This window comes from Klebsiella sp. RC2 (assembly GCF_014192815.1).
GTDB classification, from domain to species: Bacteria; Pseudomonadota; Gammaproteobacteria; order Enterobacterales; family Enterobacteriaceae; genus Klebsiella; species Klebsiella variicola.
In genome coordinates, this window is the sequence record NZ_JACHYL010000002.1 from 648,504 (window position 1) to 660,956 (window position 12,453).

9 protein-coding genes and 1 pseudogene are annotated in these 12,453 nt (G+C 60.5%); 5 read left to right on the forward strand and 5 right to left on the reverse strand.

Features of this window, described 5'->3' with window-relative positions; genetic code table 11:
• Positions 1-27 precede the first annotated feature (27 nt).
• The 4 genes from FHW76_RS07950 (at position 28) to FHW76_RS07965 (ending at position 5,454) form a co-directional block, all read left to right on the forward strand.
• Complete coding sequence (locus tag FHW76_RS07950; protein WP_012968775.1) at positions 28-1,545, forward strand: carbohydrate porin; 1,518 nt, start codon at positions 28-30, stop codon at positions 1,543-1,545.
• Between the two features lie 104 nt (positions 1,546-1,649).
• On the forward strand, positions 1,650-3,020 hold the full coding sequence (locus FHW76_RS07955; protein WP_008805497.1) for a sucrose-specific PTS transporter subunit IIBC: 1,371 nt from the start codon (positions 1,650-1,652) through the stop codon (positions 3,018-3,020).
• Positions 3,020-4,420 carry a sucrose-6-phosphate hydrolase gene (locus tag FHW76_RS07960; RefSeq protein WP_012968776.1) on the forward strand — a complete coding sequence of 467 codons (1,401 nt, stop codon included), beginning with the start codon at positions 3,020-3,022 and terminating at the stop codon, positions 4,418-4,420. The genes FHW76_RS07955 and FHW76_RS07960 overlap by 1 nt, the downstream gene beginning before the upstream one ends.
• 23 nt (positions 4,421-4,443) lie before the next feature.
• On the forward strand, positions 4,444-5,454 hold the full coding sequence (locus FHW76_RS07965; RefSeq protein WP_162494424.1) for a LacI family DNA-binding transcriptional regulator: 1,011 nt from the start codon (positions 4,444-4,446) through the stop codon (positions 5,452-5,454).
• A 47-nt stretch (positions 5,455-5,501) separates the two neighbouring features.
• On the opposite strand, the pseudogene FHW76_RS07970 reads toward FHW76_RS07965, so the two are convergent.
• From FHW76_RS07970 to FHW76_RS07990, 5 genes and pseudogenes are all read right to left on the reverse strand, one after another.
• A pseudogene (locus FHW76_RS07970) lies at positions 5,502-6,111 on the reverse strand (hypothetical protein).
• Between the two features lie 185 nt (positions 6,112-6,296).
• Positions 6,297-7,319 carry an ABC transporter permease gene (locus FHW76_RS07975; RefSeq protein ID WP_004152946.1) on the reverse strand — a complete coding sequence of 341 codons (1,023 nt, stop codon included), beginning with the start codon at positions 7,317-7,319 and terminating at the stop codon, positions 6,297-6,299.
• 19 nt (positions 7,320-7,338) lie between these two features.
• Complete coding sequence (locus FHW76_RS07980) at positions 7,339-8,823, reverse strand: sugar ABC transporter ATP-binding protein (RefSeq protein WP_004202401.1); 1,485 nt, start codon at positions 8,821-8,823, stop codon at positions 7,339-7,341.
• Positions 8,824-8,855: 32 nt separating this feature from the next.
• Positions 8,856-9,779, reverse strand: coding sequence for a sugar ABC transporter substrate-binding protein (locus FHW76_RS07985; protein WP_002892597.1), 924 nt, complete (start codon positions 9,777-9,779; stop codon positions 8,856-8,858).
• 430 nt (positions 9,780-10,209) lie between these two features.
• Positions 10,210-11,229, reverse strand: a complete 1,020-nt coding sequence (locus tag FHW76_RS07990) for a LacI family DNA-binding transcriptional regulator (protein WP_032691136.1) — start codon at positions 11,227-11,229, stop codon at positions 10,210-10,212.
• Between the two features lie 101 nt (positions 11,230-11,330).
• Here FHW76_RS07990 and FHW76_RS07995 point away from each other — a divergent pair, with 101 nt between their 5' ends.
• Positions 11,331-12,338 carry a Gfo/Idh/MocA family oxidoreductase gene (locus tag FHW76_RS07995; RefSeq protein WP_012542555.1) on the forward strand — a complete coding sequence of 336 codons (1,008 nt, stop codon included), beginning with the start codon at positions 11,331-11,333 and terminating at the stop codon, positions 12,336-12,338.
• The last annotated feature ends 115 nt before the right edge of the window (positions 12,339-12,453 follow it).

Below are 12,453 nucleotides of genomic sequence, written 5' to 3' on the forward strand. Positions count from 1 at the left end.
TGATTTTCACCTTTGGATGTCAACAGCATGTATAAAAAACGGAAGTTAGCCATTCTTATTGCTTTGCTAACCGGCACCGCCGCCGCCCATGGGCAGACAGACCTGAACAGCATTGAAGCGCGTCTCGCCGCCCTGGAAAAACGCCTGCAGGACGCCGAAACCCGCGCCAGCACTGCCGAAAGCCGTGCCGCCTCGGCGGAGCAGAAAGTTCAGCAGTTAACCCAGCAGCAGCAGCAAACCCAGGTCACCACCCAGCAGGTGGCCAAGCGCACCACTCAGCTGGAAGAAAAAGCCGAACGGCCTGGCGGCTTTGAGTTCCACGGCTATGCCCGTTCCGGCGTGATCATGAACGACTCGGCCGCCAGCACCAAATCCGGCGCTTATATGACCCCCGCCGGGGAGACCGGTGGCGCCATTGGTCGTCTGGGCAACCAGGCCGACACCTATGTGGAAATGAACCTCGAACATAAACAGACGCTGGACAACGGGGCGACCACCCGTTTCAAAGTGATGGTGGCCGACGGGCAAACCACCTATAACGACTGGACGGCAAGCAGCAGCGACCTGAACGTGCGCCAGGCGTTTGTCGAGCTGGGCAACCTGCCCACCTTCGAAGGCCCGTTCAAAGGCGCAACCCTGTGGGCCGGGAAACGCTTTGACCGTGACAACTTCGACATCCACTGGATTGACTCGGATGTGGTGTTCCTCGCCGGGACCGGCGGCGGGATCTACGACGTGAAATGGAACGACAGCCTGCGCAGCAACTTCTCGTTATACGGCCGCAACTTTGGCGATATCGCTGACAGCAGTAACAGCGTGCAGAACTATATCGTCAGCATGAATAACTTTGCCGGCCCGGTGCAGATGATGGTCAGCGGGATGCGGGCGAAAGATAATGACGAACGCCAGGACACGAACGGCAATCTGGTGAAAGGCGATGCCGCTAACACCGGGGTCCATGCTCTGCTGGGCCTGCACAATGAGAGCTTCTATGGCCTGCGCGACGGGACCAGCAAAACGGCCCTGCTGTACGGCCACGGGCTGGGCGCCGAGGTTAAAGGCATCGGCTCCGACGGTGCGCTGCGCCCGGGGGCCAATACCTGGCGCTTCGCCAGCTACGGCACGACGCCGCTGAGCGATCGCTGGTTTATTGCCCCGGCCGTGCTGGCGCAGAGCAGTAAAGATCGTTATGTCGATGGCGACAGCTATCAGTGGGCCACTCTCAACCTGCGTCTGATTCAGGAAGTGACGCAGAATTTCGCCCTAGCCTGGGAGGGCAGCTATCAGTACATGGATCTGCAGCCTGAAGGCTACAACGATCGCCACGCGGTGAACGGCAGCTTCTACAAGCTGACCTTCGCCCCAACCTTCAAGGTGGGCAGCATCGGCGACTTCTTCTCGCGTCCGGAGATCCGCTTCTATACATCGTGGATGGACTGGAGCAAAAAACTGGATAACTACGCCAACGATGATGCATTAGGCAGCAACGGGTTCAAATCGGGCGGCGAATGGTCGTTCGGTATGCAAATGGAGACCTGGTTCTGACGGTAACCCGGACGACAGGGTAAGTAACACATAAATATAAGGTTCGCGGTGCCTGCCACGGCTGGCGCCGCCCACGCCATATCATCATGCATTTAGAGGGTACTATGGATTTTGATCAGATTTCCCGCTCACTGCTTCCCCTGCTGGGCGGCAAGGAAAATATCGCCAGCGCCGCACACTGCGCCACCCGCCTGCGGCTGGTGCTGGTCGACGACGCGCTCGCCGACCAACAGGCCATTGGCAAAATCGACGGGGTGAAAGGCTGCTTTCGCAATGCCGGACAGATGCAGATCATCTTCGGCACCGGGGTGGTCAATAAAGTCTATGCCGCCTTTATCCAGGCCGCAGGCATCAGCGAATCAAGCAAATCCGAAGCCGCCGACCTGGCCGCGAAAAAGCTGAACCCGTTCCAGCGCATCGCCCGCCTGCTGTCCAACATTTTCGTACCGATTATTCCCGCCATCGTCGCCTCCGGCCTGCTGATGGGCCTGTTGGGGATGGTGAAAACCTACGGTTGGGTCGACCCGAGCAACGCTATCTATATCATGCTGGATATGTGCAGCTCGGCAGCGTTTATCATTCTGCCGATCCTGATCGGCTTTACCGCCGCCCGCGAATTTGGCGGTAACCCTTATCTGGGCGCGACCCTTGGCGGGATCCTCACCCACCCGGCGCTGACCAACGCCTGGGGCGTCGCCGCCGGCTTCCACACCATGAATTTCTTCGGCATCGAAGTGGCGATGATCGGCTACCAGGGCACCGTCTTCCCGGTGCTGCTGGCGGTGTGGTTTATGAGCATGGTCGAGAAACGGCTGCGCCGCGTTATCCCTGACGCGCTGGACCTGATCCTCACCCCGTTCCTGACGGTGATTATCTCCGGCTTTATCGCCCTGCTGCTGATCGGCCCGGCCGGTCGCGCGCTCGGCGACGGTATTTCGTTTATCCTCAGCACGCTTATCAGCCACGCCGGCTGGCTGGCGGGCCTGCTGTTCGGCGGCCTCTACTCGGTGATCGTCATTACCGGTATCCATCACAGCTTCCATGCCATCGAGGCGGGTCTGCTGGGCAACCCATCGATTGGCGTCAACTTCCTGTTGCCGATCTGGGCGATGGCCAACGTCGCTCAGGGCGGCGCCTGCTTTGCGGTGTGGTTTAAAACCAAAGATGCCAAAATCAAAGCCATCACCCTGCCGTCGGCGTTTTCGGCGATGCTGGGGATCACGGAAGCGGCAATCTTCGGGATTAACCTGCGCTTTGTGAAGCCGTTCATCGCCGCGCTGGTCGGTGGTGCCGCCGGCGGCGCCTGGGTGGTGTCAATGCACGTCTATATGACCGCGGTGGGCCTGACGGCGATCCCGGGGATGGCCATCGTGCAGGCCAGCTCGCTGCTGAACTACATTATCGGAATGGCGATCGCCTTCGCCGTGGCCTTCATGCTCTCTCTGACGCTGAAATACAAAACGGACGCTGAATAATGTCATTACCGTCACGCCTGCCTGCGATCCTGCAGGCCGTTATGCAGGGCCAGCCGCAGGCGCTGGCCGACAGCCATTATCCGCAATGGCATCTGGCGCCGGTCAGCGGACTGCTGAACGATCCCAACGGCTTTTGCCAGGTCGCCGGGCGTTACCACCTGTTTTATCAGTGGAACCCGCTCGCCTGTGACCATACCTATAAGTGCTGGGGACACTGGAGTTCAGCCGATCTGCTGCACTGGCGGCATGAACCTATCGCCCTGATGCCGGACGAAGAGTATGACCGCAACGGCTGCTACTCCGGCAGCGCGGTCGAGTTCGAGGGCGCCCTGACCCTGTGCTACACCGGCAACGTGAAATTCCCCGACGGCGGGCGTACCGCCTGGCAGTGCCTGGCGACAGAGAATGCCGATGGCACCTTCCGCAAGCTGGGGCCGGTGCTGCCGCTCCCTGACGGTTACACCGGCCATGTACGCGACCCCAAGGTGTGGCAGCAGGACGGGTGCTGGTACATGGTCCTCGGCGCGCAGGATTTGCAACAGCACGGTAAAGTGCTGCTGTTCACCGCCAGCGATCTGCGGGAGTGGCGCCTGGTGGGCGAGATCGCCGGACATGGCGTTAACGGTCTGGCGAACGGCGGCTATATGTGGGAGTGCCCGGATCTCTTTCCGCTGGCGGATACCCACCTGCTGATCTGCTGCCCGCAGGGGCTGGCCCGTGAAGCGCAGCGCTTTCTCAATACCTATCCGGCGGTGTGGATGGCAGGCCGCTTCGACGCCGAACGCGGCACCTTCGACCACGGCCCGCTGCACGAGCTGGACAGCGGGTTTGAGTTCTACGCGCCGCAGACCATGCTGGCCGAGGATGGCCGCCGTCTGCTGGTCGGCTGGATGGGCGTCCCGGACGGGGAAGAGATGCATCAACCCACCCGCGCACAGGGATGGATCCACCAGATGACCTGCGTGCGCGAGCTGGAGTGGCAGGCGGGCACCCTGTATCAGCGCCCGCTGCGCGAGCTGGCCGCTCTGCGCGAGGAAGCCCAGGGCTGGCGCGGGCAGACCCTGCCCCTCGCCCCGATGGAGCTGGCCTTTGACATCGCCCCCAACAGCACGCTGGGGCTGGACTTTGCCGGCGCCCTGCAGCTTACCGTCAACCGTGACGGCCTGCGTCTGTCGCGCCGCGGGCTGCAGACCGCCGAGATGCATCACCGCTACTGGCGCGGCGAAGCGCGGCGCCTGCGGATCTTTATCGACCGCTCCAGCGTGGAAATTTTCATCAACGATGGCGAAGGGGTGATGAGCAGCCGCTTCTTCCCGGGCTATCCGGGGCAGTTAATCTTCAGCGGTGCGACGCCGGTGGCATTCTGCCGCTGGCTGCTGCGGCCATGCATGGTAGTATAAGCGTTTTGCTTTCAGGCTCCTGAGTGGTGATGAAAACCAAACGCGTAACTATCAAAGATATCGCCGAACTGGCGGGCGTCTCCAAAGCGACCGCCAGTCTGGTGCTCAACGGCCGTGGCAAAGAGCTGCGCGTGGCGCAAGAGACGCGCGAGCGCGTGCTGGCGATCGCCCGCGAGCAGCACTATCAGCCCAGCATTCATGCGCGCTCGCTGCGCGATAACCGCAGCCATACCATTGGCCTGGTGGTACCGGAGATCACCAACTACGGGTTTGCCGTTTTCTCCCATGAGCTTGAGACGCTCTGCCGGGAAGCTGGCGTGCAGCTGCTTATCTCCTGCACCGACGAAAACCCCGGCCAGGAGAGCGTGGTGGTCAATAATATGATTGCCCGCCAGGTCGACGGGCTGATCGTCGCCTCGTGCATGCACAGCGATGCCGACTACCTGAAGCTCAGCGAACAGCTGCCGGTGGTGCTTTTTGACCGCTCCCCCAGCGACAGCGCCCTGCCGCTGGTGATGACCGACTCGGTGACGCCAACCGCCGAGCTGATCTCCCGCATTGCGCCTCAGCATGCGGACGAGTTCTGGTTTCTCGGCGGCCAGCCGCGGCTGTCGCCGTCGCGCGACCGGCTGGCGGGATTCACGCAAGGCCTGGCTCAGGCGGGGGTCACGCTGCGCCCTGAGTGGGTGATCAACGGTAACTACCACCCCAGCTCCGGGTATGAGATGTTCGCGGCGCTCTGCGCGCGGCTGGGACGTCCGCCGAAGGCCTTATTTACCGCGGCCTGCGGACTGCTCGAAGGGGTCCTGCGCTACATGAGCCAGCATCATCTGCTGGACTCCAATATTCATCTCGCCAGCTTCGACGATCACTACCTGTATGATTCGCTTTCCCTGCGCATTGATACCGTGCAGCAGGATAATCGCCAGCTGGCCTGGCACTGCTACGATCTGCTCAGCCAGCTGATCGACGGCCAGGCGCCGGAGCCGCTCCAGCGCTACCTCCCCGCCACCCTGCAGTTTCGCCATCCCTGACGGCGCCGTCGGCAATTAGCGTTTTCGCCGGGCGCGCGCTGCCTGCCTCACCGCCAGCAGCGCACCGGCAAACAGCATGCCCAGGCCGATCGTCACCGGCCAGCGGTAAGCCATCAGTAACGAGGGCAATCCGCCGTCCGGCGCCAGCACCACCAGATTCCAGCCCGTTAGCCCCGCCTCGCCGTTCAGCGCGCGGGTTAACATCCGCTGGTGCGGGGCGAAAGGCTGGATAGTCTGGTAGTGGCTGCCGAACAGCGGCGGCTGCATCTCCCTGGGGAACTGCGCCTGCACCTGGGCCAGTACGCTGGCCGGCAGCGCATGCGACGCCGCCAGCAGATGCCCGTCGCCATTCACCAGCAGCAGTTGATAATGCCGCTGCCGGGCGAGGGTATGGAGTTCGGCGCGCATCGCCGCCAACGGCCAGGCGGCTTCCCGCTGCGGCGCCGGCGTGTTCATTCGCCACTCAAGGCGTTGCGCCACCCACTGCGCATCCTCCTCCAGCTGGCGGGTCTGCATCTCACGGTAAACCTCTCTGGCCGGCAAATTCACGCCCCGACCGAGCGCCAGGATCGCCAGTCCGGCGATCAGCGTGACGATAATGCCTCTGCTTGCCGGTCGCCAGAGCGGCGAGGATTTGACAACGGATGGTGTATTCATACGACTCCAGAAACCGGAGGCCACGCATGGGCCCCCTGACGAATGGACAACGGAAGTGGCAAAACTGTACAGGATGAGCCGCGTGGGCAAAACAGACAGGCCGCGCCTGGCGGGGCGTATTTTGTTTATTTCTGGACAGGACGGGCGGCAACGACATCCTTCGCCGCTGCCGCCCGTTGATAAGATTAGTGTTTTTTCCGGTTGCGACGCATGTCGATGGTCACCGCGGCGACAATAATGATGCCCTTAATAATATCCTGCACGTAGGCATCGACGCCGACAAAGGTAAAACCGCTTTTGATCAGACCAAGGATCATCGCGCCAATCAGGGTGCCGGTAATGCGCCCCACCCCGCCCATTAAGCTGCTGCCGCCGATCACCGCGGCGGCAATCGCGTCCAGCTCGTAGGACATCCCCATGCTCGACTGGCCGCTGCTGACGCGCGCCGCCAGCACCACCCCCGCCAGCCCGGAGAGCGCCCCGGCGATGGTGTAGACAATCACCAGGTACTTATTCACGTTGATGCCGGACACTTTGGCCGAGGTCATGTTGCCGCCGATGGCATACACATATTTGCCATAACGGGTATGCTTCAGCGCAATGTGAAACACGGCGGCGATCACGAAGAAGATAATCACCGGCATCGCCCCCTGACCTATCGCCGTAAAGCTGTCGGAGAGGAAGCTGATCGGGTTGCCCTGGGTGTAATACTGCGCCAGACCGCGCGCCGAAACCATCATCCCGAGGGTGGCGATAAACGGCGGAATACCGGTCCGCGTCACCAGAAAACCGTTGGTCAGGCCGCACAGCAGGCCGACGCCGATCCCCGCGCAAATGGGGATCACCGCCGGCAGGTTGACCAGCGCCGGGAACATCGGCGACAGGCTGTCGGAAGTTTGCGCCAGGCTCGCCGCCACCACCGCCGCAAGGGCGATAACCGAGCCGGAGGAGAGGTCAATCCCGGTGGTGATGATCACCTGGGTGACGCCGACGGCGATGATGCCGATGATCGCCACCTGCAGCACAATCAGCACCAGGCGGTTGGTATTGAGCAGGAACGACTGGTCGCGAACATACCAGCCGGCAATTTCAAAAGTCAGGGCAATCACCAGCATCACCACAAAGATGCCGGTATCTTTCGGCATTTTATGCCGCAAATTAGCGAAGAAGGAGGAACCCTCGCTGGCCGGAGCCGCCGTTAATTTCATATTACTCATTCTCTGTGCCTCAATGGGATGCCAACGACAAAATGGTTTCCTGGTCGGCTTCGTCTTTTTCCAGGATGCCGGTGATACGGCCTTCATGCATCACCATAACCCGATCACTCATGCCAAGGATTTCCGGCAGCTCAGAGGAGACCATAATGACCGCCACCCCCCGATTCGCCAGTTCACTGATCAGATGATAAATCTCCGCCTTCGCCCCGACGTCGATACCGCGGGTCGGCTCATCGAGAATTAAGATTTTGGGTTGCGCTAACAGCCAGCGCGCAATCAGGACTTTTTGCTGATTCCCCCCGCTGAGGTTATTAATAATTTGATCCATCGTCGGCGTTTTAATATTGAGCCGGCGAATTTGCTCCATGCAGTCTTCGGCCATTTTCACGTGCTGGACAAAACCGCTCTTGCCGATATATTCCGGCATTTTGACGATACTCATATTTTCCAGCACCGACAGCACCAGAAACAGGCCCGACTTTTTGCGGTCTTCGGTTAATAGCGCCATCCCCTTTTCAATCGCCACGGAGGGGGAATCAATGGTCACCGGCGCCCCGTCGATCAGCACTTCGCCGCTGTCGAAGCGCTCCATACCGAACAGGCTTTCCATCACCTCACTGCGCCCGGCGCCCACCAGCCCGGCCACACCAAGGATTTCACCGCGGCGTACAGTAAAGCTGACGTCATGGAACACGCCCTGGCGCGTCAGGTTGCGCACCGTCAGCACCTCTTCGCCGATGGTGTTATTAAATTTCGGAAACAGCTGAGTTAATTCGCGGCCCACCATCTGGGTGATCAGCGACTGCCGGGTAAATTCGGTGGTGTTTTTGCTCCCCACCCAGGTGCCGTCGCGAAACACGCTGATCTCATCGGTAATGGCAAAGATCTCATCCATTTTGTGACTGATATAGATGATCGCTTTACCCTGGGCGCGCAGGTCGCGGATGATGGTGAACAGGTGAGCCACCTCGCCTTCGGTCAGCGCCGAGGTGGGCTCATCCATGATCACGATATCCGCGTTCCACGAGACTGCTTTGGCAATCTCCACCATCTGCTGGGCGGCGATGCTCAGGTCGCCCACCAGCCGGTCGGCGGTTAAGCGGATATTAAGCTTGTCCAGCAGCGCCTGGGTCTGGCGGGTCAGCTGGCCGTGGTCGACAAAGCCGTACTTCATCGGCTCGCGCCCCAGCCAGATATTCTCCGCCACCGTCATATGCGGCACCAGATTGAGCTCCTGGTGGATCATCGAGATCCCCGAGCGCAGCGCATCCATGGTGTCGGTAAACTCCACCGGCTCCCCTTTCACGCGAATCGACCCTTTATCGGGGCGATAGATACCGATCAGGCACTTCATCAGCGTGGATTTACCAGCGCCGTTCTCGCCCATCAGGGCATGCACCGTTCCCGGACGCACGCGCAATGAGACATTATCGAGCGCCTTTACGCCGGGGAAGAACTTACTGATACCTTCGGCTTCAAGTGCAAAAGCGTTCATACATCCACCTCCGTACCACGGGTTGGCCAGGACTATTTCTGATTACGGTTGGTAAATTCAGCCATGTTCTCTTTGGTGATCAGCTGATACGGCACGTCGATGATTTTTTCCACTTTCTCGCCGTTCGCCAGCTTGATGGCCGCGTCGACTGCGCCTTCACCCTGGCCTTTCGCATCCTGGAAGATGGTGGCGATCATTTTGCCGCTCTTCAGCATCTGCAGGGCATCCGGGGTGCCATCCACGCCAGCGATGAGAATATGGTTCGGGTTTTTGCCCAGAGCCTGCAGGGCGCCGATCGCCATTTCATCGTTGTTGGAGGCGATGGCCTGGATATCCTCACCGCTGGTCATCCAGTTGCTGACCACGTCCACGGCGTCATTGCGGGTAAATTTCGCGGTCTGCTTCTGGACGATTTTGATGTTCGGGTATTTCGCCACCACCTCTTCCACCCCTTTGGTACGATCGCGGGTGGACTCATTCGCCAGGTCGCCGAGCAGGATCGCCACATTGCCCTTACCGTTCATCGCTTTCGCCAGCGCTTCCATCTGCAGACGGCCGGCGAGAATGGAATCCGACCCCACATAGGCCATCTTGTCGGTCAGCTCCGCCTGCGGACGGCGGTTCACAAACACCAGCGGGATCCCGGCTTTGGTGGCCTGATCCATAATCGGTTTCACCGCATTGGTATCCACCGGGTTGACGATAATGGCGTCCACCCCCTGGCCGATAAAGTTTTGCACCTGCTGCAGCTGCTGGGAGACATCCCCTTTTGCGTCCTCGATCTGCGATTTAACGCCGTCTTTTTTCATCTCTTTTTGCATCGAGGTCCGCAGGATCGTCAGGAAGTTATCGTCAAACAGCGCCATGGAGACGCCAATAGAGACGTCTTTTGCCATAACCACCGCAGGCAGCATGCAGGCTAACAAAGAGGCAACAATCGTTTTCTTAATATTCATAGTTGATCCTTGATTTTGTAGGTACGCCGGTGAATGAAACAAAATGAAAAATTAATTTCAGTTACGTTGCGGCAAATGTCTGCTGTGATATCGACGACGCTGCGGCACCTCTCGCACTCCATCGTGATCTAAATCACAAATTACGGCTGTTTTTTCATCACTTTTTTGAAACGTTAGTCCATTTACGCCGCAACCTGGATTTCAGACCATTTATTTCATTAACAAGACATTTGAAACTTTTATAAGTAAATAACTGAAATGAAAATTTTAAAACTATGCAGTAACAGAATTTTGACAGACATCTAACATTGCCGCATAAATGAGCGAAAAATGAGAGGCAGACAACGCTTTGACGCGATCGCTTCCCCGCCAGGCGGGTATTTACCCGCCAGGGATAGTCATGCGGTCAGGAGGGGATACGCCGACCGACTCAGTCGACGTTTTCGGCGCTGTAGAGGATAAAGTCGACTTTACCGTCGGCATAGGTTTGCGGCTGGTAGCCGGACTCCAGATGGCGCAGCATCAGGTCGATCGCCAGCTGGGCGTGTTGGCGGGTGTTCTGATCGAGCGTTAACGCCAGACTCCCCTTCGCCAGCTGCTGCCGGGTGGTGTTGTAACGCTCATGGGTGATCCAGCAGACGTCGCCTTCGCGGCGGTGGCGGGCCAGCGCCTCGGCAATCTGGGTATTGCCAAGCCCGGTGTTATAGATCCCAACAATATTCCGGCTGCGGCACAGGGCCTGTTCCAGCAGGCGGGTGATCTGCTCCCGCCGCTCCTCACCCGCCAGCACGTCGCTGAGCTGCAGGTGGGGAAAGCGCTGGCTCAGCACCTCGCGAAACCCCTGAATGCGCAGGCGATGCGCGCTGTAATCTTGCCGGCCGCTGACCATCAGCACCTCGCCGGGCCGCGGCGTCATCCTCCCCAGCATTAACCCCGCCGTGCGGCCAGCCTGCAGCTGATTGATCCCCACGTGGCAGAGTCGGTCGGCGCCGGGCAGGTCCGTCGCCAGGGTGATCGCCGGGACGCCCGCCTCCCGGCAGCGGCGCAGCGCGTCGTGCACTGCGGGATGGTCATTGCCGAAGACGATGATCCCCTGACGCTGCTGGCAGCTGCGCACAATGCGCCGGGCCAGGGTCGTCGGCTGCGACTCCGGGACAAAGGTGCGGTGCAGGGTCAGACGGCGATAGCCGAGGCTATCCGCCACGGCGGCAAAATCCTGCGCCAGCTGGGGAAAGAAGAACGAGTCATTGCTGCTGAGAAAGACCTCAACCTGCCAGGGAAAGCGGTGCTCCTCCGGCAGGATCCGCTTCAGCCCCGCCTCGCGCGCCGCCTGCAGCACTTTGCGGGTGGTCTGCGGCGATACGCCGCCGCGTTCGTTCAGCACCCGGTCAACGGTGGCCACGCCGACGCCAATCTGTCTGGCCAGCACCGCCAGTGAAATGTTTTTCATCGCCCCTCTCTTCATGATGGAAATCCATCAAAACGGCAGTGTCAGTGAGTTTAGCAAACCGATTATGGTGGCAACGTCCCCTCGCCATTCTGGAGAAAAAAATGATCTGCAAACGTTTTGCCCTGGTAGGCAGTGGTTTTATCGGTCAGGTTCATGCCGCCAGTCTTGCCCGTCATGAAGGAAGTGCGCTGACGATGGTGGCCGATGCCGCCCCGGAGCGCGCCCAGGCGCTGGCCGCCCGCTATGGCGCCCGGGCGGTGACAGTGAGCGAGGCGATCCATAGCGACGCCATCGACGCGGTGCTGATCGCCAGTTCAACCCCGTCGCATGCCGAACTGCTGGAAGCCGCCGCCCGGGCGGGCAAGGCGGTCTATTGCGAAAAACCGATCGACCTCTCCCTGGCGCGCGCCCGTGAGGTGGTGGAGCGGGTGCTCCCCCTGAACGTGCCGGTGACTGTCGGCTTTAACCGGCGCTTCGACAGCAGCCATCAGCAGCTCCGCCGCCAGCTGGAGCAAGGGCTGATCGGCCGGGTCGAGCTGGTGCAGATGGTCTGCCGCGCCTCCACCATGCCGCCGCTCGACTATCTGCGCAGCTCCGGCGGCCAGATGCGCGATCAGGCGATCCACTTCTTCGATCTCCTGCGCTTTCTCACTGGCGATGAAGTGCGTACCGTGGCGGCGATGGGCGCGGCGCTGGCCCTGCCGGACATTGCCGAATTTGGCGATGTCGACACCTCCATCCTGATGATGCAGATGCGCGGCGGCGCGCTGGCGCAGCTGGACAACACCCGCCGCACCGGCCACGGGTATGATGAACGGATCACGCTGCTGGGCGCCGAAGGCGCGCTGGAGTCCGGTAGCCAGTCGCCGGCGGGCCCTACCCTGTGGCGCGGCAATCAGCGCATTGAGCCGGGCCTGTGGCCGGACTGGTTCAGCCGGGTACAGGGATCTTATTACCAGCATCTTGACGCCTTTATTCGCGCCCTGAATGGTGAAACCGTGGCCGATCTGCCCGGCCTGCTGGACGGCCTGCAGGCGCAGGCCATTGCCGAAGCGGCGGTTCAGTCCCTGCAGCATGGCCAGTTTGTCGCCGTCGACGACTGTCGCTGAGTGGTTGCGTGGCAACCGCCATCAGGCGCTGTACCAGCCTTTATGCCGGGCGGCGGCGACGCCTTGCCCGGCCTACATAACACTGGCATTAATATGCTTTAATATCAAACTGTTG

Coding starts and splice junctions, on each gene's coding strand:
- FHW76_RS07980 (WP_004202401.1), bottom strand. CDS start 8,823: ATGAACGCTTTTGCACTTGAAGCCGAAGGTATCAGTAAGTTCTTCCCC.
- FHW76_RS07995 (WP_012542555.1), top strand. CDS start 11,331: ATGATCTGCAAACGTTTTGCCCTGGTAGGCAGTGGTTTTATCGGTCAG.
- FHW76_RS07990 (WP_032691136.1), bottom strand. CDS start 11,229: ATGAAAAACATTTCACTGGCGGTGCTGGCCAGACAGATTGGCGTCGGC.
- FHW76_RS07950 (WP_012968775.1), top strand. CDS start 28: ATGTATAAAAAACGGAAGTTAGCCATTCTTATTGCTTTGCTAACCGGC.
- FHW76_RS07960 (WP_012968776.1), top strand. CDS start 3,020: ATGTCATTACCGTCACGCCTGCCTGCGATCCTGCAGGCCGTTATGCAG.
- FHW76_RS07955 (WP_008805497.1), top strand. CDS start 1,650: ATGGATTTTGATCAGATTTCCCGCTCACTGCTTCCCCTGCTGGGCGGC.
- FHW76_RS07975 (WP_004152946.1), bottom strand. CDS start 7,319: ATGAAATTAACGGCGGCTCCGGCCAGCGAGGGTTCCTCCTTCTTCGCT.
- FHW76_RS07985 (WP_002892597.1), bottom strand. CDS start 9,779: ATGAATATTAAGAAAACGATTGTTGCCTCTTTGTTAGCCTGCATGCTG.